General features: G+C 71.1%; 20 protein-coding genes. 11 read left to right on the forward strand and 9 right to left on the reverse strand.

Annotated elements, in window-relative coordinates:
- Positions 1 to 6 precede the first annotated feature (6 nt).
- Both ACFQU3_RS04955 and kynA read left to right on the forward strand, forming a co-directional pair.
- Positions 7 to 516, forward strand: coding sequence for a DUF3806 domain-containing protein (locus ACFQU3_RS04955; protein WP_385907358.1), 510 nt, complete (start codon positions 7 to 9; stop codon positions 514 to 516).
- Positions 517 to 544: 28 nt separating this feature from the next.
- On the forward strand, positions 545 to 1399 hold the full coding sequence (gene kynA / locus ACFQU3_RS04960; RefSeq protein WP_385908267.1) for a tryptophan 2,3-dioxygenase: 855 nt from the start codon (positions 545 to 547) through the stop codon (positions 1397 to 1399).
- A gap of 103 nt (positions 1400 to 1502) precedes the next feature.
- Here kynA and ACFQU3_RS04965 read toward each other — a convergent pair whose 3' ends face one another.
- The 4 genes from ACFQU3_RS04965 to ACFQU3_RS04980 form a co-directional block, all read right to left on the reverse strand.
- Positions 1503 to 2189, reverse strand: a complete 687-nt coding sequence (locus tag ACFQU3_RS04965; protein WP_385907360.1) for a helix-turn-helix domain-containing protein — start codon at positions 2187 to 2189, stop codon at positions 1503 to 1505.
- A 214-nt stretch (positions 2190 to 2403) separates the two neighbouring features.
- Positions 2404 to 2859 (reverse strand): SufE family protein, encoded by a 456-nt coding sequence (locus tag ACFQU3_RS04970; protein WP_385907362.1) that lies wholly within the window; start codon positions 2857 to 2859, stop codon positions 2404 to 2406.
- Between the two features lie 25 nt (positions 2860 to 2884).
- On the reverse strand, positions 2885 to 3763 hold the full coding sequence (locus ACFQU3_RS04975) for a sulfurtransferase (RefSeq protein WP_385907364.1): 879 nt from the start codon (positions 3761 to 3763) through the stop codon (positions 2885 to 2887).
- Positions 3764 to 3805: 42 nt separating this feature from the next.
- Positions 3806 to 4228: a MerR family DNA-binding transcriptional regulator gene (locus ACFQU3_RS04980; protein WP_385907366.1), complete on the reverse strand. Its 423-nt coding sequence runs from the start codon at positions 4226 to 4228 to the stop codon at positions 3806 to 3808.
- Positions 4229 to 4315: 87 nt separating this feature from the next.
- Between ACFQU3_RS04980 and ACFQU3_RS04985 the strand changes: the two genes are divergently transcribed.
- The 3 genes from ACFQU3_RS04985 to ACFQU3_RS04995 are packed head-to-tail and all read left to right on the forward strand — an operon-like array spanning position 4316 to position 8311.
- The gene (locus tag ACFQU3_RS04985; protein WP_385907368.1) at positions 4316 to 5494 is read left to right on the forward strand and encodes an acyl-CoA dehydrogenase family protein; all 1179 of its coding nucleotides are present in this window, start codon (positions 4316 to 4318) and stop codon (positions 5492 to 5494) included.
- The gene (locus tag ACFQU3_RS04990) at positions 5491 to 7050 is read left to right on the forward strand and encodes an acyl-CoA carboxylase subunit beta (RefSeq protein WP_385907370.1); all 1560 of its coding nucleotides are present in this window, start codon (positions 5491 to 5493) and stop codon (positions 7048 to 7050) included. The genes ACFQU3_RS04985 and ACFQU3_RS04990 overlap by 4 nt, the downstream gene beginning before the upstream one ends.
- Complete coding sequence (locus tag ACFQU3_RS04995; protein WP_385907372.1) at positions 7004 to 8311, forward strand: hypothetical protein; 1308 nt, start codon at positions 7004 to 7006, stop codon at positions 8309 to 8311. Before ACFQU3_RS04990 ends, ACFQU3_RS04995 begins: the two co-directional genes overlap by 47 nt.
- Here the strand turns inward: ACFQU3_RS04995 and ACFQU3_RS05000 are convergent.
- The 5 genes from ACFQU3_RS05000 to ACFQU3_RS05020 all read right to left on the reverse strand — a co-directional run bounded on the left by ACFQU3_RS05000 (position 8302) and on the right by ACFQU3_RS05020 (position 14621).
- Positions 8302 to 8973: a Maf family protein gene (locus tag ACFQU3_RS05000; protein WP_385907374.1), complete on the reverse strand. Its 672-nt coding sequence runs from the start codon at positions 8971 to 8973 to the stop codon at positions 8302 to 8304. The genes ACFQU3_RS04995 and ACFQU3_RS05000 overlap by 10 nt on opposite strands.
- A 116-nt stretch (positions 8974 to 9089) precedes the next feature.
- A complete protein-coding gene (locus ACFQU3_RS05005; RefSeq protein ID WP_385907376.1) occupies positions 9090 to 10787 on the reverse strand; it encodes a DUF885 domain-containing protein in 1698 nt (565 codons plus the stop codon).
- A gap of 63 nt (positions 10788 to 10850) precedes the next feature.
- Positions 10851 to 12587, reverse strand: coding sequence for a protein kinase (locus ACFQU3_RS05010; protein WP_385907378.1), 1737 nt, complete (start codon positions 12585 to 12587; stop codon positions 10851 to 10853).
- 109 nt (positions 12588 to 12696) lie between these two features.
- A complete protein-coding gene (locus ACFQU3_RS05015) occupies positions 12697 to 12954 on the reverse strand; it encodes an acyl-CoA carboxylase subunit epsilon (RefSeq protein WP_385907380.1) in 258 nt (85 codons plus the stop codon).
- Between the two features lie 23 nt (positions 12955 to 12977).
- Positions 12978 to 14621, reverse strand: coding sequence for an acyl-CoA carboxylase subunit beta (locus tag ACFQU3_RS05020; RefSeq protein WP_385907382.1), 1644 nt, complete (start codon positions 14619 to 14621; stop codon positions 12978 to 12980).
- Positions 14622 to 14645: 24 nt separating this feature from the next.
- Between ACFQU3_RS05020 and ACFQU3_RS05025 the strand changes: the two genes are divergently transcribed.
- From ACFQU3_RS05025 to ACFQU3_RS05050, 6 genes are all read left to right on the forward strand, one after another.
- Positions 14646 to 15509, forward strand: a complete 864-nt coding sequence (locus ACFQU3_RS05025; RefSeq protein WP_385907384.1) for a biotin--[acetyl-CoA-carboxylase] ligase — start codon at positions 14646 to 14648, stop codon at positions 15507 to 15509.
- Between the two features lie 7 nt (positions 15510 to 15516).
- Complete coding sequence (locus tag ACFQU3_RS05030; protein ID WP_385907386.1) at positions 15517 to 16635, forward strand: adenylate/guanylate cyclase domain-containing protein; 1119 nt, start codon at positions 15517 to 15519, stop codon at positions 16633 to 16635.
- Between the two features lie 20 nt (positions 16636 to 16655).
- A complete protein-coding gene (locus ACFQU3_RS05035; RefSeq protein ID WP_385907388.1) occupies positions 16656 to 17495 on the forward strand; it encodes an enoyl-CoA hydratase/isomerase family protein in 840 nt (279 codons plus the stop codon).
- Positions 17496 to 17639: 144 nt separating this feature from the next.
- The gene (locus tag ACFQU3_RS05040; protein WP_385907390.1) at positions 17640 to 18317 is read left to right on the forward strand and encodes a response regulator transcription factor; all 678 of its coding nucleotides are present in this window, start codon (positions 17640 to 17642) and stop codon (positions 18315 to 18317) included.
- Positions 18318 to 18319: 2 nt separating this feature from the next.
- Positions 18320 to 19348 carry a sensor histidine kinase gene (locus tag ACFQU3_RS05045; protein ID WP_385907392.1) on the forward strand — a complete coding sequence of 343 codons (1029 nt, stop codon included), beginning with the start codon at positions 18320 to 18322 and terminating at the stop codon, positions 19346 to 19348.
- Between the two features lie 65 nt (positions 19349 to 19413).
- Positions 19414 to 20061: a GtrA family protein gene (locus ACFQU3_RS05050; protein ID WP_385907394.1), complete on the forward strand. Its 648-nt coding sequence runs from the start codon at positions 19414 to 19416 to the stop codon at positions 20059 to 20061.
- The last annotated feature ends 10 nt before the right edge of the window (positions 20062 to 20071 follow it).

Consider the following 20071-nt stretch of genomic DNA (forward strand, 5'->3'; position numbering starts at 1 on the left):
GCGGGCATGGGACTGTTCTCGAAGAAGAACAAGGACGACGCCGCCCCGCCCTCGGAGCCGACCTCGGTCGATCCGGTCGACGCCGGCGACACCCTCGCCCCTGACCACACCGGTCGTCCCGTCGCCAACCCGCTCGGTGACGCGGAGCGCGACCGCATCGCGACCGCGCTCGCGCACGCCGCCGACGAGGGCGTCGACGTCGACGACCTCGCCTCGATCGGCGCGCACTACGACGAGGCGTTCCACCGGTGGTCGGTCGGGGGGGACGGCGACGGTCCGGATGTCATCGTCGACACGTTTGCCGTCGCGATCGGTGAGCACCTCGCCCGGCACAGCGCGCGAGAGTGGGCTGTGGTGACCGACGTCTTCGGTACCGACCTCGGACTCGTCGCCGCGCGTGCCGACACCGTCGTCGTCCCGCACAACCTCGTCGGTGCGCGCTGGATGCGCGGTGAGACCGGCTGGATCCCCGGCGTCGTCGAGCACCTCGTCAGGATCCGGCCGCGACCGAGCTGATCTCGCACCTAGGATCGCTGCCATGGCCATGGACGACCGGCGCGTCAGGCGCGACCTCGAGAAGGGCATCGAGCGTGACTTCACCCGCAAGATGTCATACGGCGACTACCTCCGCCTCGACACCTTGCTCAGTGCACAGCACCCGCTCAGCGAGCCGCCCCAGCACGACGAGCTGCTCTTCATCATCCAGCACCAGACGTCGGAGCTCTGGCTCAAGCTGCTGATCCACGAGCTGCGTTCTGCCAGAAAGCTGCTCAGAGACGACGAGCTTGCTCCGGCACTCAAGCGACTCGCTCGCGTCAAGCACATCCAGCACACGCTCACCGACCAGTGGTCGGTGCTCGCGACGCTCACCCCCAGTGAGTACGCCGAGATCCGCCCGTTCCTGGCGGCGAGCTCGGGCTTCCAGTCGGCGCAGTACCGCGAGGTCGAGTTCCTCCTCGGCAACAAGAACGCCGACATGGTCGCGGTCTTCTCGCACGACGAGCGTGCACGAGCCGAGCTCGACGAGCTCCTCCGCGAGCCAAGTCTCTACGACGAGTTCCTCGCGTACCTCGCCCGCCGGGGGTATGCCGTTCCGGCCCGCCTGCTCGACCGCGACTGGAGCCAGCCCTACCGCCACGACGAGGGGCTCGTCGACGTCTTCGCCGGCGTGTACGCGCAGCCGCACGAGCACTGGGGCGTGTACGAGACGTGCGAGGAGCTCGTGGACCTCGAGGACAACTTCCAGCAGTGGCGGTTCCGGCACCTGCAGGTCGTGCAGCGCACGATCGGGCAGAAGACCGGGACCGGGGGCTCCACCGGTGTCGACTTCCTGCGACGCGCCCTCGACCTGACGTTCTTCCCCGAGCTCTACGAGGTCCGCACGCGCATCGGGGGCTGACTCGTCAGCCCCGCGGGAGCGTTGGCCTGAACGCCGAACCGTGGCCTGCGCGCGACGCAGACGTACTTCCGCGACACCGACGACATCAACGTGGACGGACCCGTCAACTTGCGGCGTCGTCCTCGCCGGAGCGTGCCGGGCCATGGAGCATGGTGTCGTCCGGGACGAAGAGCAGTCCGAGGCGGTTGCTCTGCGGCTCGCACTGGCAGGTGCAGTCGGCCACGCACAGGGCCTCGAAGCACGCGTCGGGACACTCGCAGACCGGCTCGGGACGCGGCGGTGCGTCGACCCTGGGCTGCCGGCCGCGCATGAGCCGTCGACGCAGCTGCAGCTCGTCCTCGGTGGGGTGGTCGACAGGACGCTCGCGCTGGGGCGCACCTTCGATGAGTCGGTCGCGCAACGTCCGTTGCCGATACCACGCCCGTGCCTCGAGACGGTCGTAGCGGGGCCACACGTCCCGCTCGCGCGGCACCTGGTCGGGTGGATCGACGTCCAGGTGTGCGGGGAACCGGCGGCCCTGGTTGTCGCGCACCGCGTCCGCCGGGGCCGGTGCAACCCGGTTGCCCGCGGCGTCGACGACTGCGAGCCGTAGACCCGCCAACGCGAGAATGCGCTCGAACAGCTCGATGCTCGGGACCGTGAGGCCTGACTCGATTCGGCTGACCGTGCTCGCGGAGACGCCGATCCGCACAGCGAGATCACGCTGGCTCAGGTCTGCCAGGCGACGTGCGCGAACGACGAACCGTCCTGCCTCGTCATCATGCCGCCGGCTGCGTGTGGTTTCGGACATGGCCTCAGGGTGCACGCGGGCGCCGACAGGACCGGCGCCCCGCGGTGAGGTTGTCCACAGGCCTCCTCGGGACGGGCTGCGCCGCGACCGGCTACGTCACTGTTGCGCCCCGTGGAGCAGTGACGTAGCGGAGGGGGTGCTCGGGAGGGGGTCGGCGGCTACGTCACTGTTGCGTCAGGCGGAGCAGTGACGTAGGTGAGCGTGGCGACGTCCGTCAGGCCGCGGTCTTCGCCCGAACCTGGCGCTTGATCCGGCCGAGCATTGCGACCATGCCGCGCATGCGGAGCGGGGACACGGCTTCCGCGAGGCCGAAGCGCATGGGGGCGTCGTCCGGCACCGCGAGGACCTCTGCCGCAGTGAGGCCGTCGAGGCCCTCGTGGAGGATGCCGGCGAAGCCGCGTGTCGTCGGCGCCTCGGCCGGGGCGTCGAAGAACACGCTGACGACGCGTTCGTCGAGCGAGTCGCCGTCGCCGACCTCGACGGTCAGGAAGAGCGGGGACTGGCACTCGTCGACGCGCTCGAGCTGGTCCAGGTGGCCGACGTACCGCTCGGGCAGTCCTGGCAGCTCGTCGCTGAACTCCAGCAGCAGCTGCAGCTTGAGGTCGTTGCTCGCCGAGCGGAAGTCTTCGGCGATCTCCGCCAGCGAGGGCGGGAGTGGGATGTCGCTCACGAGAGGCTCCTTGGTGCGTTCCGGCTCACTTCTCGATCGGGACGCGGACGGAGTTGCCCCACTCGGTCCACGAGCCGTCGTAGTTGCGCACTGCCTCGAAGCCGAGCAGATGCGTCAGGACGAACCACGTGTGCGACGACCGCTCGCCGATACGGCAGTACGCCACGACGTCGTCGGACGGCGTGAGACCCTGCTCCCCGAGGTAGATCGCCTCGAGGTCCTCGCGCGACTTGAACGAGCCGTCCTCGTTGGCGGCCCGAGCCCACGGCACCGACTTCGCGCCGGGGATGTGGCCGCCCCGCATCGCGCCCTCTTGGGGGTAGTCGGGCATGTGCAGCAGCTCACCGGAGTACTCGCCGGGGGAGCGGACGTCGATGAGTGGCTTGCCGAGGTGGGCGAGCACGTCGTCCTTGAAGGCGCGGATCGGGGCGTCGTCGCGTTCGGCGACCGGGTAGTCGACGACCGTCGGCGTGGGCACGTCGCGCGTCAGCTCGCGCCCCTCGGCGATCCACTTGGCGCGGCCGCCGTCGAGCAGGCGCACGTCCTCGTGGCCGAAGAGGCTGAACACCCAGAGGGCGTATGCCGCCCACCAGTTGCTCTTGTCGCCGTAGATCACGACCGTGGTGTCCCGGCCGATGCCACGGGAGCCCACGACCTCGGCGAAGCGGGCGCCGTCGACGTAGTCGCGCGTCACGGGGTCGTTGAGGTCGAGGTGCCAGTCGATCTTGAGCGCGCCGGGGATGTGGCCGGTCTCGTAGAGGAGCACGTCCTCGTCGGACTCGAGCAGCACGATGCCGTCGGGGCCGCCGACCGCGCCGGCCGCGAGCTGCTCTGCCAGCCACTCGGTCGTCACGAGACGGTCGGGGTGGGCGTAGGCGGAGATCTTCGTGTCTTCAGCGCTCATGCACCCATCGTGTCACGCAACGCGCCGGCGCTCGCACGGCCCTCACGGCTCGTCGAGGCGGCCCAGGTCGTCACGGCAGCGCCGCTCGAACTCGCCGAGCTCGGCGATCGCGTCCTGCACGTCGCGCAGGCGCTGCTCGAGGTCGGCTCGGCGCTCGTCGATCTGGCCGAGGACGTACTCCAGCTGGGTGCGCCGGCCGCGGGGGGCATCGAACAGGTCGATGATCGTGCGGATCTCCTCGAGCGGGAACCCGAGCCGCTTGCCGCGCAGGATGAGGCTGAGACGCGTCCGGTCGCGGCGGTGGTACACCCGCTGGGTACCCCGGCGCTCCGGGGTGATGAGGCCGAGGTCCTCGTAGTGGCGGACGGTGCGGTGGGTCACCCCGAACGCCTCTGCGACCTGGGCGATGGTCCAGGTCTCGCCGACCCGGGACGTCGTGCGTTCGGTCGCAGTACCACTTGTCATGACGACGATAGTGCTTTACGTTTACGTCAACGTCAAGCATGCGTCACGAGCGCGTGATGGCCGCGACCACCGTTCAGGAGAACAGCGATGTTCGAGCTCAGCCAGGATCATGAGGACTTCCGCAGGGTCGTCCGCGACTTCGCCGAGAAGGAGGTCGCGCCCAACATCGCCAAGTGGGACGCCGCCTCGCACTTCCCCACGGACCTCGTGCCCAAGATGGGCGACCTGGGGCTCTTCGGGCTCGTCGTCCCGGAGGAGTACGGCGGCGCGGGCGAGGCCGGTGACTTCACGAGCCTGTGCGTCGCGATCGAGGAGCTCGGCCGGGTCGACCAGTCCATCGGCATCACGCTCTCGGCCGGTGTGGGCCTCGGCATCAACCCGATCCTGACCTACGGCAACGAGGAGCAGAAGCAGCGTTTCCTGCCCGACCTCGTCTCCGGCCGCGCGCTCGCGGGCTTCGGCCTGACCGAGCCCGAAGCCGGCTCGGACGCCGCCGCCACCCGCACGAGGGCCGTCCGCGACGGCGACGAATGGGTCATCAACGGCGCGAAGGCCTTCATCACGAACTCCGGCACCGAGCTCACCTCGGTCGTCACCGTGACCGCCCGCACGGGCACCCGGGAGGACGGCTCGCCCCAGCTCTCGGCCATCATGGTCCCGGCCGGCACGCCCGGCTTCGTCGTCGAGCCGGCGTACCACAAGCTCGGTTGGCACGTGTCCGACACCCACGGCCTCACCTTCGAGAACTGCCGGGTCCCGGTCGGCAACCTGCTCGGCAACGAGGGCGAGGGCTTCAAGCAGTTCCTCAAGACCCTCGACGACGGTCGCATCGCGATCTCCGCCCTCGCGGTGGGCTGCGCGCAGGCCTGCCTCGAGCTCGCGACCGACTACGCGAAGACGCGGACGGCGTTCGGCCGGGCCATCGGGGCCAACCAGGGCGTCTCGTTCCAGCTCGCCGACCTGGCCGTCATGGTCGAGGGCGCCCGGCTGCTCACCTACAAGGCGGCCTGGCTCAAGGACGAGCTGCACGCCGGCAGGCGCTCCGTCACCGAGGTCAAGCAGGCGGCCGCCATCGCGAAGCTGTACTCGACCGAGGCGGCCGTGACGGCCACCCGCACGGCCACCCAGGTCTTCGGCGGCAACGGCTTCATGGAGGAGTACCCCGTGGCGCGGTTCTACCGCGATGCCAAGATCCTCGAGATCGGCGAGGGCACCTCGGAGGTGCAGCGCATGCTCATCGCCCGTGGGCTGGGGCTTCCCGCATGAGCGGAGCCGCCCCGCAACGTGACCCGCGGGTCGCCGACGTCCGCCGGCGGCTGGCAGCCGCGCACGCCGCGTCCGCGAGCGCGCCCGAGAAGGCCCAGGCCAAGCTCGACGCCCAGGGCAAGATCTACGTCCGGGACCGCATCGCCCTGCTGTTCGACGAGGGCTCGTTCGTCGAGGACGGCCGCTACGCCAACGCGCTCCAGCCCGGCCTGCCGGCCGACGGCGTCGTCACCGGCCGTGGCACCGTCGACGGCAGACCGGCGATCGTCATCGCGAACGACCCGACCGTCAAAGCCGGCTCGTGGGGGTCGCGCACCGTCGAGAAGATCGTGCGCGCCACCGAGATGGCGCTGCGCGAGGAGCTGCCGGTCTTCTGGTTCGTCGACTCTGCGGGTGCCCGCATCACCGACCAGGTGGAGATGTTCCCCGGTCGCCGCGGAGCCGGTCGCATCTTCCACAACCAGGTTGCCCTCTCGGGCAAGGTGCCGCAGATCTGCTGCCTCTTCGGGCCGAGTGCTGCGGGTGGCGCCTACATCCCGAGCTTCTGCGACCTCATCATCATGGTCGAGGGCAACGCGTCGATGTACCTCGGCAGCCCACGCATGGCCGAGATGGTCGTCGGCGAGAAGGTCTCCCTCGAGGAGATGGGCGGCGCCCGCATGCACTGCACGGTCTCCGGCGTCGGCGACCTGCTCGCCCACGACGACCCAGAGGCCATCGAGCTCGCCAAGCTCTACTTCTCCTACGTGCCCGGCAGCTGGCGAGACCAGCCGCCGACGTACGCCGCCGAGGAGCCGGCCGCGCCGCTGACCCGCGAAACCGTTCCGGAGCGCGAGTCCGTGCCCTTCGACATCCATGACGTCATCGACGGCCTCGTCGACGACGACTCCTTCTTCGAGCTCAAGCCCCTCTGGGCAGGCGAGCTCGTCATCGGCTTCGGTCGCCTCGAAGGGCAGACCGTCGGCATCGTCGCCAACAACTCGATGGTCAAGGGTGGCGTGCTGTTCACCGACAGCGCGGACAAGGCCGCACGCTTCATCTGGCTCTGCGACGCGTTCAACATCCCCCTCGTCTACCTCGCCGACGTCCCCGGCTTCATGATCGGGTCCGAGGTCGAGCGCGGCGGCATCATCCGCCACGGCGCGAAGATGGTCAGTGCCGTGTCGTCCGCGACGGTGCCGCAGTTCTGCGTCGTCGTCCGCAAGGCCTACGGGGCCGGCCTCTATGCCATGGGCGGCCCCGGGTTCGGGCCCGACGCGACGATCGCGCTACCCACGGCGCGCATCGCCGTCATGGGCCCGGAGGCGGCCGTCAACGCCGTGTACGCGAACAAGATCGCCGAGATCGCAGACCCGGACGAGCAGGCACGGTTCGTCGCGGACCGCCGCCGCGAGTACGAGGAGGACGTCGACATCGAGCGGCTGGCCGCCGATCTCGTGCTTGACTCGATCATCGAGGCGGATGAACTGCGCTCGGACCTCGTGCACCGTCTGGCCTATGCTTCCCGGCGTGACCGTCACTTCAGCGAGCGCCGACGCTCCGTCCCGCCGGTCTGAGCCGCGCCTCGGTCACCAGGTCGAGAACCCCGACCGCGCCGTCGAGTCCCGGACGCCGTTCTGGCGGCGTTTCCCGGTGTGGTTCCCGTTCGCCGTGTTCGGCATCTCACGCATCTTCGTGTGGGTCGCCGCCACCTACCTGTCTCGGTACCAGATCCCGTTGCCGATCGGCACGACGAACATCCGCATCTTCTACCCCTCGCCCGCCGACCCCGGCTACCTGGCGGTCATGACGGGTTGGGACGGGCAGTGGTACCGCGTCATCGCTGAGCAGGGCTACCCCGCTGTGCTGCCGCGCGTCGGTTGGGGCGGCATCGACATGAACCCGTGGGCCTTCTTCCCGGTGTTCCCGATGAGCGTCGGACTCATCATGAAGGTCACGGGACTGCCGTTCGCGGTCGTCGCCCCCGTGCTCTCGACGGTCATCGGCTTCGTCGCGATGCACCTGCTCTTCAAGCTCGTCGACCAGGCCGTCGGGCGCTGGGAGGCCATCGTCGCCGTCGTCGCGACCTGCTTCTTCATCGCCTCACCGGCGTTCTCGGCGTCGTACACCGAGTCGACCGCCCTCCTCGGCGTGGTCACCGTGCTGTGGCTGCTGCGACGCCGGCAGTACTGGTGGGTCGCCGTCGCGCTGCTCGTGCTCTCCCTCAGCCGCAACGTAGTGATCGCCATGGTCCCGGTCATCGTCGCCCACGCGGTCGTGCGCTGGCGTCAGAGCGACGAGGGGCCCCACCCGAAGCGCTTCCGACTCGCGATGGCTGCGCTCGCGGCATACGCCGGCGTCCTCACCTGGCTCTGGCCGACCATCGTCACGATCGCGACCGACACCCCCAACGCGTACAACGACACGATGCGCGCCTGGAACATCGAGACGAAGATCAAGCTCTACCTCTGGTGGAACCTGCTCTACGACTACTGGGGCGTCATCGGCCAGGTGGTCGGTGTGGCCGGCGTCGCAGGGTTCGCGTGGTTGATGCTCTCGAAGACCTCGTGGCGCTGGGGCCCGGAGATCTGGGGCTGGGCCGGCGCCTACCCGGCCTACATCCTGCTCGTCACGAGCACGACGCCGAGCCGCGTGCGCTACGCGCTGCTCGCGTTCCCGATGACGCTCGTCATCGCGTGGTTCCTCAAGCTGCCGTGGTGGGGCCGCTACCGCTACTGGCTGCTCGGACTGATCGTCGTGGCCGGTGCGGCCCAGATGTGGTGGTGGACCGAGCACTACCTTGTCATCGAGAACCTCACCGACGACCTCTACCCCTGAGCAGTACCGACCCCGCCGACGACGTCGAACCACTCCACGCCCGCGTCGGCGAGCAGCTCGCGCAGCAGCGGCAGGGACAGCCCGACGACGTTGTGGTGGTCACCCTCGATGGCCGTGACGAATGCGCCGCCCAGCCCGTCGATGGTGAACGCACCCGCGACGGCGAGCGGCTCGCCCGTGGCGACGTAGGCGTCGATCTCCTCGTCCGAGAGCTTCGCGAAGTGGACGGTCGTCGACGCGGTGGCCCCGAGGGTCGCGCCACCCGGGCCACGGTCGTCGACGAGCCAGTGACCGGTGTGGAGCACACCGGACCGCCCGCGCATGCGCCGCCAGCGCGACACGGCCTCGTCCGCGTCGGTGGGCTTGCCGTGGACCTCCCCGTCGAGCTCGAGCACCGAGTCGCAGCCGATGACGACGGCAGCCTGGTCGACGCGGGCCGCGACGTCCTCAGCCTTGGCCCGAGCCAGCAGCAGGGCGATGTCGCCGGGCTCGAGCGGGCCGTAGCGCTCCGTCGCCTCTGCGACGGCGAGGTCCTCGTCGACGCCGCTGACGACGACCAGCGGCTCGATGCCTGCGGCGCGCAAGGTCGTGCGCCGAGCGGGCGACGCGGAGGCGAGGACGAGCTGGATCGTGGGCACGTCGGGAAGGGGGCTCGGCGGCATGCGGTCATCGTAGGCGCCGCCCTCGCCCCGGACGCCCGGCCCCGGACTCCTTGGCCCGGACGGCGACGGCACCGCTCCGGGGAGCGGCGCCGTCGGGGTCGAGCCGGGGGGGTGCCTCAGATCTCCTGGAGGACGGCGGCGCGCAGGGTGTCCAGACCGACGCCCCCGATGTCGAGGGCACGGCGGTGGAACGCCTTGAGGTCGAACGAGTCGCCCTCACGCTCCTTGAGCTCGTCACGCAGCTGTAGCCAGAGGCGCTCACCGATCTTGTAGCTCGGGGCCTGACCGGGCCAGCCGAGGTAGCGGTTGAGCTCGAAGCGCAGGATCTTCTCGTCCATGAACCCGTAGCGGGTCAGGTAGGTCCACGCCTTGTCGTAGTCCCACGCGCCGCCGCCGACCTCCTCGGGGGCCTCGAACCCGCAGTGCACGCCGATGTCGATGACGACGCGCGCGGCGCGAAGGGACTGTCCCGCCAGCCAACCCATGCGGTTCCCGGGATCGTCCATGTAGCCGAGCTCGGCCATGAGCCGCTCGGCGTAGAGCGCCCAGCCCTCGCCGTGGCCCGACGTCCACGACTCGAGGCGCCGCCACTTGTTGAGCAGCTCGGAGCGGTAGACGGTCTGCGCGACCTGAAGGTGGTGCCCCGGGACGCCCTCGTGGTAGACGGTGGTCAGCTCGTTCCACGTCCTGAACTCGGTGTTGCCCTTCGGGACCGACCACCACATGCGGCCGGGACGGCTGAAGTCGTCGGACGGCCCGGTGTAGTAGATGCCGCCGGTCTGGGTCGGCGCGATCATGCACTCGATCTTCTGGACGGGGCCGGGGATGTCGAAGTGGACGTCCTTCATGTCGGCGATGACCTCGTCGGCCCGCTCCTGCATCCACGCCCTGAGGGCGTCCGTGCCGTGCAGGTGGTACTTCTCGTCGCCGTCGAGCAGCTCGACGCCGCGCTCGACGCCGGCGCCCGGCTCGAGGCCCTCGGCGATCTCCTTCATCTGGGCGTGCAGGTGGGCGACCTCCTGCTGCCCCCAGCGGTAGGTCTCCTCGAGGTCGACCGCGGCGCCGAGGAAGTAGCGCGACTCGAGCTGGTAGCGCTCCATGCCGCAGGCGTCGGCCTCCGGGGCGTGCGGCAGCAGCTCGCGCTCGAGCCACTCCGCGATGTCGCCGTATGCCGTCGCCGCCGCGGCGGCTGACGCAGCGAGCTGCTCCTTCACCTCACCCGCGAGCGGCTCGACTCCGACCGTCGCGTCGGCGACGACCTTGGCGAAGTAGCCGTCGTCGGCCACGAGATCGCGCGACTGCTCGGCACACGCGGTGACCTGCCGTCGCGGCGAGACCTGGCCCCGCTCCCGCGCGAGCAGGAGCGACTCCTTGTAGCCCTCGAGGGCCTCCGGGATCTTTCCCATGCGCACCGCGAACGTGCGCCACTCGGCCTCCGTCGACTGCGGCATGAGGTCGAAGACGTCGCGCACGCTCTGGAGCGGCGACGCGAGGACGTTGAGCGACATCTCGTCGAGGCCGGCGGCATACCGGTCCTCGGAGAGCTGGAGGCGCTCGGTCATGGCCGCCACCGTCACCCGGTCGACCTCGTCGGCGGGGGTGGCGGATGCGAGCTCGGCGAGGGTCGCCCGGCGCAGCTCGGAGGCGGCGGCGTTGCCCGCCGGGGACAGGTCGTCGAGGTCCTCCTCGCGCCCGGGCACGCCAAGGTAGGTGGCGCTGATCGGGCTGAGGGCGACGACGGCGTCGAAGTACGACTCCGCGATGCGGTCGACGTCGGTCTGGGGTCGCGCGGTCCGCGCGCTGCTGTCAGTCACCCGGAGAACGTAATCGAGGGCGGACGCGCATGCCAGCGCATTGCAGGTGGCGGTGCCCCGGCCTCAGTCGCTCTTGCCGCCGGAGTCGCCCTTGCCGCCGGAGTCGCCCTTGCTGTCGTTGTCGTCCGTCGCCGAGCCGCCGGACACGACGAGCACCACGACGCCGTCGGACGTCGGGGCGCCGACCGCGGGCCAGGTGCCCACGACCTGCCCCTCGGCGGCGTCGGACGGGATCGTCACCCGCGTCAGGCGCAGGCCCTTCTCGGGCTCGAGCAGCGAGGACGCCTGCTTCGCGTCGGTGCCGACGATGCCGTCGGGCACGACGAACGACGTGTTGGCCTCGTCGGGCGCATGGGCACGGCTGACGACGAGGGCGACGGTCTGGCCCGGTGTCATCGGCTCACCCTCGGCGGGGAAGGTCCCCAGGACCTCGTCCTCCGGGCTGGTCGAGCGAACGAGCACCCACCGGACGTTGACGCCGTTGCGGATGAGCTCCTTGACAGCCGCTTCACGCGCCTGCCCGACGATGCCGCTGGGCACCGTGGCGCCGTCCGCGTCGGCGGACGTGGTCGGGGGAGTCGACGTCGCTGGGGCCGAGGAGCTCGTCGACCGGTTGGTGTCGGCCGCCCCCGGCGTCGAGCGGTCCGGGCCCGAGAGCAGCACGAAGACGAGGGCCCCGACGAGGGCGAGCACGACGACGACGAGCACCCAGACGATGGGGCTGGGCCCGGTCCCGCGACGTGACCGCTCGTTCGTGGAGCGGCGTGGAGCGGCGGCTGGGGTCCGGCCGGCCGCGGGCGTGGCCGCGGGCGCCACAGCCTCGGCGCTGGACGGCGCGGCCTCGAAGGCGGCCGTGGCACCTGCCGTGGGGCCGGAAGCGTCGACCGCCGAGAAGGCCGCCGTCCTCGTCCCCACGCCCAGGACGGAGGTCGCCGCCCCGAGGGGCAGGGCCCGCGTCGCTGCGTCGGCTCCCGACTCGCGCCGGCGCAGGGCCTGCGCCATCGCGGCGGCGTCCGGATAGCGGTCGCCCGGTGCCTTCGCGGTGGCTCGGGCGACGACCTCGTCGAGGTCGTCGGGAAGACCGGCCACCCGCGAGCTCGGCAGCGGGACGGGCTCGTCGAGGTGACGCATGGCGATCGCGACGGGCGTGTCGCCGTCGAACGGCACGGCTCCGGTGAGCATGTGGAAGAGCAGGATCCCGAGAGAGTACAGATCGGACGCCGGGCTCGTCGTCGAGCCGCGGGCCTGCTCGGGCGAGATGTACGCGGCGGTCCCCATCACCGTGCCCGTGTCGGTGAGCGAGGCCTGGCCGAGCGCCTGGGCGATGCCGAAGTCGGTGACCTTGACGGTGCCGTCGGGACGCACGATGACGTTGCCGGGCTTGATGTCGCGGTGCACGACGCCGGCGCGATGGGCCACTCCGAGCGCCGAACAGACCTGCTCGGCGATCCGGACCGCGTCGACCGGCGTCACCCGGCCACGATCCCGGAGCAGCCGCGCGAGGTCCGTGCCGTCGACGTGCTCCATGACGATGAAGTGGGAGGCGCCGTCCACGTCGTAGTCGTAGACCTGCGCGATGTTGGGGTGCGCCAGGGCGGCGGCCGTGAGGGCCTCGCGACGGAACCGCTCGACGAAGTCGGGGGAGTCGGCGAACTCCGGGGCCAGGACCTTGACCGCGACCGTGCGTCCGAGACGCTCGTCGGTCGCGAGGTGCACCTCACCCATGCCACCGACGGCGATGCGCTCGCGCAGCGTGTAGCGCTGGGCGAGCCGGACGACGGCGGAGGAGTCGACGGACATGAGCGAAAAGACTAGGGGAGTGGGCGGGGTATCGGCCAACCGAGCCAGGGTGTGGACCGCAGGACGAGGCTGCGGCGTGGCTCAACTGGTCGGCGTGAGCCGGTGCAGGTCAGCGCGGGAGGCCGCTGGCGCGCCAGCCGCCGCTCGCGCGCGAGGGACCGAGCAGCCGCCACGAGGGGTCGGACCACGCCGACCGCGTGTGGTCCGTCGCATCCGTGGGCTCGCCGCCGCCCATGGCGCTGAGCACAGCGACGAGGGCCGCGAGCTCCTCGGCTGTGGGGTTCCCGGTGACACGGATCGCCGGCGGCACGGTGACGGCCTCCGCAGCTGCTGCGTCCCCGGACGTGGCTCCACCTCCCGTGCTCACAGGGCTCCCATTGTTCACAGCGCTCACAGTGGGATGTTCCCGTGCTTCTTGGGCGGCAGGGTCTCGCGCTTGTTGCGCAGGGCGCGCAGGGCGCGGGTGACGTTCATCCGGGTGTTCGACGGGCTGATGACGGTGTCGATGTAGCCGCGTTCGGCGGCGACGTACGGGTTGGCGAGGGTCTCCTCGTAGTGCGTGACGAGCTCGGCGCGGCGGGCCTCGACGTCGCCGCCCTGCTCGGCAGTGGTGGCGAGCTCCTTGCGGAAGAGGATGTTGACCGCGCCCTGGGCGCCCATGACCGCGATCTGCCCGGTGGGCCAGGCGAGGTTGATGTCGGCGCCGAGGTGCTTGGAGCCCATGACGTCGTAGGCGCCGCCGTAGGCCTTGCGGGTGATGACGGTGATCTTCGGGACGGTCGCCTCGGCGTACGCGTAGATGAGCTTGGCGCCGCGGCGGATGATGCCGTCCCACTCCTGGGAAGTGCCGGGCAGGAACCCGGGAACGTCGACGAAGGTCAGCACCGGCACGTTGAAGCAGTCGCAGGTGCGCACGAACCGGGCCGCCTTCTCGGAGGCGTCGATGTCGAGGCAGCCGGCGAACTGCAGCGGCTGGTTGGCCACGATGCCGACCGACATGCCGTCGATGCGGGCGAACCCGGTGAGGATGTTGGGGGCGAAGAGCGGCTGGACCTCCAGGAAGTCGGGGCCGTCGTCGCCGGCGTCGACGACGTGCTCGATGACCTGCTTCATGTCGTAGGGGACGTTGGGCGAGTCGGGGATGCACGTGTCGAGCCACAGGTCCTCGTCGGTGACGGTGAGGTCGCCCTCTCCGTCGCCGTACGCGGGAGGGGTCTCCAGGTTGTTGCTCGGCAGGTAGGACAGCAGCGCCTTGACGTAGTCGATGGCGTCCTGCTCGTCGCTGCCCATGTAGTGCGCGACGCCGGACTTGCTGTTGTGGGTCAGCGCCCCGCCGAGCTCCTCGAAGCCGACGTCCTCGCCGGTGACCGTCTTGATGACGTCGGGCCCGGTGATGAACATGTGCGAGGTGTGGTCGACCATCACGGTGAAGTCGGTGATCGCGGGGGAGTACACGGCGCCGCCGGCGCACGGGCCCATGACGAGGCTGATCTGCGGGATCACGCCGGAGGCGCGCACGTTGCGGAAGAAGATCTCGCCGTAGAGCCCGAGGGAGACCACGCCCTCCTGGATCCGCGCGCCGCCGGAGTCGTTCAGGCCGATGACGGGGCAGCCGATCTTCATGGCGAAGTCCATGACCTTGACGATCTTCTCGCCGAAGACCTCGCCGAGCGAGCCGCCGAAGACGGTGAAGTCCTGCGCGAAGACGGCGACCTGGCGTCCGTCGACGAGGCCGTAGCCGGTGACGACGCCGTCGCCGTAGGGCCGGTTCTTCTCCTGGCCGAAGTTGTTGCTGCGGTGCCGGGCGTACTTGTCCAGCTCGATGAAGGTGCCCTCGTCCAGCAGCATCGCGATGCGTTCGCGGGCGGTCTTCTTGCCGCGGGCGTGCTGCTTGTCGACGGCGCGCTCCGACCCGGCGTGGGCCACCTCGGCGACTCGCCGCCTCAGGTCCGCGAGCTTGCCCGCCGTCGTGCTGAGATCGGGTCCGTCAGACGCGCTGGTGGGCTGCTCCGCCACGGCGTGATCGCTTGCCATGTCCGGCACTCTAGCCTTGGAAACGTGCGCGATTCGCTTGACTCGGACTCTGTCAGTGCGGCCTTGGTCACGTCCGGCCGGCCATGGCGCGGGGTCGAGTTCCATCCTGCCCTCGGCTCGACGAACACCCGGCTGCGCGACCTGCTGACCGCTGACCCGGGGCCGTATGCCGCCGTGCCGGGCGAGCCGCCCCCCGGTCTCTGGTGGGTGGTGACCACGGACCACCAGACCGGTGGGCGAGGACGGCTCGGCCGGGCGTGGACCGTGCCCGACCGCGCCTCGCTCGCGGTCAGCGTGGCCGTCCCCGTCACCGATCGGGCCCAGGCGGGCTGGATGCCGCTCCTCGCCGGGCTCGCGCTGTCGCGGGCGGTCCGGGAGGTGTCGGCGGCCGCAGGGCACGAGCTGACCCCGCGTCTCAAGTGGCCCAACGACGTGCTTCTCGCCGACGACGGCGACCGCAAGCTGAGCGGGATCCTGTGCGAGCTGGTGACGGCCGGCGGTGTGCAGGCGGTCGTCGTCGGCACCGGGGTCAACGTCGACCAGACCCGCGCCGAGCTGCCTGTCGACACCGCCACCTCGCTGGCGCTGTCCGGGGCGACCGTCCGTCGCGAGGTCCTCCTCGTCTCCTACCTCGACCACCTCGTCTCCGTGCTCCCCGGCACCGGACCCGGAGGCGGCGCCGAGGCGACCCGGACGGCATACCGGGAGGCCTGCTCGACCATCGGCGCGCGAGTTCGGGTGCACCTCCCGGGGGGTGAGGCGGCAGAGGGCACTGCCACCGCCGTCGACGACGACGGCGCCCTCGTCGTGAGCACGGCGCAGGGCTCGCGCAGCTTCGCGGCGGGCGACGTCGTGCACGTCCGGCCAGCAGGCGCAGGGCTGGCATGATCGGGCCATGACCGAGCCGGGCGAGCCAGGCGGGCGGGCGAGCGAGGACTACACCGAGCAGCTGCTCGGGCGTCCGCTCGAGCTGCGCCGACGCGACGTGAGCCGCGGCGCCGAGGTGTCGCTCCTCTCGGCGCGCCGGTTCTGGCACGCGCTCGGCTTCCCCGTCGTCGACACCGACGACGAGCTGTTCACCGAGGCCGACCGGAAGGCGCTCGCGGCGGTCGCCGGCATCGTCCGCGAGGGTCTGCTCGACGAGCCGACGGCTCTGGCGATGACCCGTGCCTTTGCGCGCTCGGCCGACCGCCTCGCGGGCTGGCAGTCCCAGCTCATCGCCGAGGCCGTCGAGGCCCACATGTCCGCCGCGCTCGCCGACGAGAGCGACGACGACGACGGCGAGACACGGTCGGTGCCGAGCCTCGAGACCGCGACCGAGACCGCCAAGCGCCTCGCCGTCCTGACTGACCGGCTCGAGCCGCTCCTCGTCTACGCGTGGCGGCGGCACCTGTCGGCCACGGTGTCGCGCATGCTCGCCGACGCCGACCCCGAGTCGTACGGCATGACGAAGATGCGCTCCGTCGGCTTCGCCGACCTCGTCAACTTCACGGCGCTCGTGCGGCGCATGTCCGAGCGTGACCTGGCCCGCCTCGTGTCGCGCTTCGAGGCGCTCTCGGCCGACGTCATCACGGCCCATGGCGGCCGCCTCATCAAGACCGTCGGCGACGAAGTGCTCTTCACGACCGTCGGGGCCGCTCCGGCCGCCGCCATCGCGCTCGACCTCGTCGAGACGATGACCCAGGACGACGTGCTGCCCGACGTACGCTGCGGCATGGCCCGCGGGCCGATCATCTCCCGCCTCGGCGACGTCTTCGGCACGACCGTCAACCGGGCCTCCCGTCTCACGGCCGTCGCCCAGGCGGGGAGCGTCCTCGTCGACGCGACGATGGCGCGCGAGCTCGCCAGTCTCTCCGGCTTCGAGCTGACCGGGCAGCGCCGGCGCATCCTGCGCGGCGTCGGCCCGGTGACCCCCTCGCTGCTGCGCCGGGCGACGTCCGCCGGCCGCCGCTCGGTGTCGGACACACCGACGCCGGACCCCGTGATCCCCGCACCCTTGCGCACCGACGCGTGAGCCCACAAGGAGACCGACGTATGCCGTCAACGCCGACCGAGCCCGACGCCGACCGCCCACTCGTCCGCCGCCCACTCGTCCGGGTCGAGCGGTTCGACGACCCGGGGCTGGCGCACGTCGCCGAGGTCGTCCTCGACCGGCCGGAGGCGATGAACGCGGTCTCGACGGAGATGGCCCGCGCCATCGCGGCGGCGACCTCCCAGGTGGCGGCCGACGACACCGTGCGCTGCGTCGTGCTGACGTCGAGCCACGAGAAGGCCTTCTGCGTCGGCGCCGACCTCAAGGAGCGCAGCTCCTTCACCGACGCGGACCTCATGGAGCAGCGTCCGGTGGCGCGGGCGGCATACGGTGGCGTCCTCGACCTGCCCGTGCCGGCGATCGCGGCGGTCGACGGGTTCGCCCTGGGCGGGGGGTTCGAGCTCGCCCTCTCGTGCGACCTCATCGTCGCGGGGGAGAGCGCGCTCGTCGGGCTGCCCGAGGTGAGTGTCGGGGTCATCCCGGGCGGTGGCGGCACCCAGCTGCTCGTGCGCCGCGTCGGCTGGTCGCGGGCGGCGCGGGCGATCTTCACGGCCGCCCGACTCCCTGCCCGGGAGGCGCTCGACCTCGGTGCCGTCGACGAGGTCGTGGCCGCCGGGACCGCCCGCGACCGTGCGCTCGAGCTGGCGCGCACGATCGCGGCCAACTCGCCCGTGGGGCTGCGCAACGCCAAGCGCGCGATGCGTCTCGGCTCGGACGTCGACCTCGCCGCCGGTCTCGAGATCGAGGACGCATGCTGGCGGGCGACGGCGTTCTCCGGCGACCGGCGCGAAGGCGTCGCCGCGTTCGCCGAGAAGCGTCGGCCCGCCTGGCCCGGCCGTTGACGGCGCTGACCTCGTCGCCCTCCTTGACGCCCTTGACCTGTCGTTGACCCGTGTCGCCGGGGCGTCGGGGTGCAAATCGGTCCGTTGTCGATAGGCTCACGTCGGTCGGTGCACCCCCGGGCCGGCGGATCTGAGGACGGTGACATGACGCGAGTGCTCCTGGCGGAGGACGACCCAGCCATCTCCGAGCCGTTGGCGCGCGCGCTGCGGCGCGAGGGCTACGACGTCGACGTGCGCGAGGACGGTGCGGCTGCCCTGGACGGCGCCAAGGAGAACCCCGACCTTGTGCTGCTCGACCTCGGACTGCCGAAGATCGACGGCCTCGAGGTGTGCCGTCGCATCCGGGCCGAGGGCCGCACGATCCCCGTCCTCATCCTCACGGCCCGCGCCGACGAGGTCGACACGGTCGTGGGCCTCGACGCCGGCGCCGACGACTACGTCACCAAACCGTTCCGGCTCGCCGAGCTGCTCGCGCGCGTCCGAGCGCTGCTGCGGCGCACCCCGACCGAGGTCGTCACCTCGGGTGAGCTCGTGCGGATCGACTCCGACGGCCGTCGCGCCTGGTTCAAGGGCGAGGAGCTGCAGCTGACGGCCAAGGAGTTCGACCTGCTGCGCGTCCTCGTGCGCGAGCAGGGCAAGGTCGTCTCGCGCGAGCAGCTCATGCGCGAGATCTGGGACACCGCGTGGTTCGGTTCCACGAAGACCCTCGACATGCACATCTCGGTGCTGCGGCGAAAGCTCGGTGACGACGCGACGTCACCGCAGTACATCGCCACGGTGCGCGGCGTCGGCTTCCGGTTCGAGCGACCCCAGGCCGACTGACCGTGAGGCGCACGCTCGACCGGATGGCGCTCGTCGTGGCGGCCGTGTGCGCCGGGATGTCCGTGCTGCTGTCGACGGGGCTCGTGGCCTGGGTCGTCACCCAGCGGCCCGGCGTCGTGCGTGACTGGCTCGGGTCCGAGCCGACCCTCGGCGTGGCACGCTTCGGCACGGCCATGCTCGTCGTCGGCGCGGTCAGCGGGCTCGTGGCCTATGCCGTCACGCAGGCCACCCGGCAGCACGTCGAGCGCTCGTCGAAGGAGCTCGTCGACCTCGCCACCCGCTTCGCGGCCGGTGAGGCACGCCTGACACCCGTCCACTCGTCCATCGACGAGATCGACCACGTGTCGGGCGTCATGACGCGGCGGGCCCACGACATGACGAAGTCGCTGGCCGCCGAGCGCGACTTCGCTGCCGACGCCTCGCACCAGCTGCGCACGCCCCTGACCGCCCTGCTCATGCGCCTCGAGGAGATCTCCGAGACCGACGACGCCGAGGTCGTCAAGGAGGAGGCCAACATCGCCATCGCCCAGGTCGAGCGGCTCACCCGCGTGGTCGACGACCTGCTCGGCCGCACCCGCGGGGCCGGAGGGCCCTCGCCCGCAGTGTCGCTCGACTCCGTCATCGCGGCACTCCAGCGGGAGTGGCAGCCGGCCTTCGAGCAGGCTCGCCGCTCCGTGCGCGTGCGCGGTGAGCGCGGCCTGTTCGTCAGGTCGACGCCGGTTGCCCTGTCGCAGGTGCTCTCGACGCTCCTCGAGAACTCCCTGGTCCACGGCCGTGGCACGGTCGACGTCCACGCCAGGCGCTCCGGGCCCTCCGTCATCGTCGAGGTGAGCGACCAGGGCGACGGCGTGCCGGCCGCCATGGCACCGCACATCTTCGAACGCTCGGTCAGCAGCGGCGCCGGGGGCAGCACCGGCCTGGGCCTGGCGCTGGCGCGCGACCTCGCCGAGTCGAACGGCGGACGCCTCGACCTCGTGCAGGCCCAGCCGGCGCGTTTCGCGCTCTTCCTCTCCGAGGCCGAGACCGACTGAGCCCGCTCCACCCGGGCTCAGCGAACCGTCCCGGAACTCCCGGCCCTGCGGGGTAGGGTGCCCGCGTGAGGCGGCTGCATGAGTTCCTGTTCGTGCGCCACCGCCACAACTGGGTGCTGCTGTTCCGGTTCGCGGCGGTGGGCGCGTCCGGCGTGCTCGTCAACCTGCTCACCCTCGTCGTCGTCAAGAAGCTCGGACCTGCCTTCGAGCAGGCCATCGTCGGCCTGCCGGCGACCGAGTACAACGTCCGCTGGTACCACGTGTACTCGACGATCGCCTTCGTCGTCGCGAACCTCTGGAACTTCCAGCTCAACCGCACGTGGACCTTCCGCACGACGAGGCACGCCCGGTGGTGGCACGAGTACTGGCCGTTCCTCGCCGTGGGGCTGCTCGGCCAGGTCGTCGGTCTCGTCCTGCTGACCCTGCTCATGCACCGGAACTCACCGATCCACCTGCCGACGACCCTGCTCGACGACTCGACCGGCTTCCGGACACGGCTCTACTGGGCGCAGCTCATCGTCATCGGCGTCGTCACGCCGATCTCCTTCGTGCTCAACAAGCTCTGGACGTTCGCAGCCGTGCGCACGCACCACCCCGACCTGGCCGACCCGATCCACGCCGAGGTCGTCCTGCACGACGAGGGTGACGAGCAGGGCGAGGCTGCCGGCCAGCCGAAGGCGGCCGTCCCGGGGCCCCACGACCCACTGCGCTGAGTCCGACTAC

Source organism: Terrabacter sp. GCM10028922 (genome assembly GCF_042666095.1).
In the GTDB taxonomy this organism is placed as follows: Bacteria; Actinomycetota; Actinomycetes; order Actinomycetales; family Dermatophilaceae; genus Terrabacter.

What these genes read in the sequence shown, in the direction of transcription:
- kynA (WP_385908267.1), top strand. Translation starts at nt 545, where the DNA reads ATGGACGACCGGCGCGTCAGGCGCGACCTCGAGAAGGGCATCGAGCGT.
- ACFQU3_RS04985 (WP_385907368.1), top strand. Translation starts at nt 4,316, where the DNA reads ATGTTCGAGCTCAGCCAGGATCATGAGGACTTCCGCAGGGTCGTCCGC.
- ACFQU3_RS04975 (WP_385907364.1), bottom strand. Translation starts at nt 3,763, where the DNA reads ATGAGCGCTGAAGACACGAAGATCTCCGCCTACGCCCACCCCGACCGT.
- ACFQU3_RS05020 (WP_385907382.1), bottom strand. Translation starts at nt 14,621, where the DNA reads ATGGCAAGCGATCACGCCGTGGCGGAGCAGCCCACCAGCGCGTCTGAC.
- ACFQU3_RS04980 (WP_385907366.1), bottom strand. Translation starts at nt 4,228, where the DNA reads ATGACAAGTGGTACTGCGACCGAACGCACGACGTCCCGGGTCGGCGAG.
- ACFQU3_RS05030 (WP_385907386.1), top strand. Translation starts at nt 15,517, where the DNA reads ATGACCGAGCCGGGCGAGCCAGGCGGGCGGGCGAGCGAGGACTACACC.
- ACFQU3_RS05040 (WP_385907390.1), top strand. Translation starts at nt 17,640, where the DNA reads ATGACGCGAGTGCTCCTGGCGGAGGACGACCCAGCCATCTCCGAGCCG.
- ACFQU3_RS05000 (WP_385907374.1), bottom strand. Translation starts at nt 8,973, where the DNA reads ATGCCGCCGAGCCCCCTTCCCGACGTGCCCACGATCCAGCTCGTCCTC.
- ACFQU3_RS05010 (WP_385907378.1), bottom strand. Translation starts at nt 12,587, where the DNA reads ATGTCCGTCGACTCCTCCGCCGTCGTCCGGCTCGCCCAGCGCTACACG.
- ACFQU3_RS04965 (WP_385907360.1), bottom strand. Translation starts at nt 2,189, where the DNA reads ATGTCCGAAACCACACGCAGCCGGCGGCATGATGACGAGGCAGGACGG.
- ACFQU3_RS04955 (WP_385907358.1), top strand. Translation starts at nt 7, where the DNA reads ATGGGACTGTTCTCGAAGAAGAACAAGGACGACGCCGCCCCGCCCTCG.
- ACFQU3_RS05035 (WP_385907388.1), top strand. Translation starts at nt 16,656, where the DNA reads ATGCCGTCAACGCCGACCGAGCCCGACGCCGACCGCCCACTCGTCCGC.
- ACFQU3_RS04990 (WP_385907370.1), top strand. Translation starts at nt 5,491, where the DNA reads ATGAGCGGAGCCGCCCCGCAACGTGACCCGCGGGTCGCCGACGTCCGC.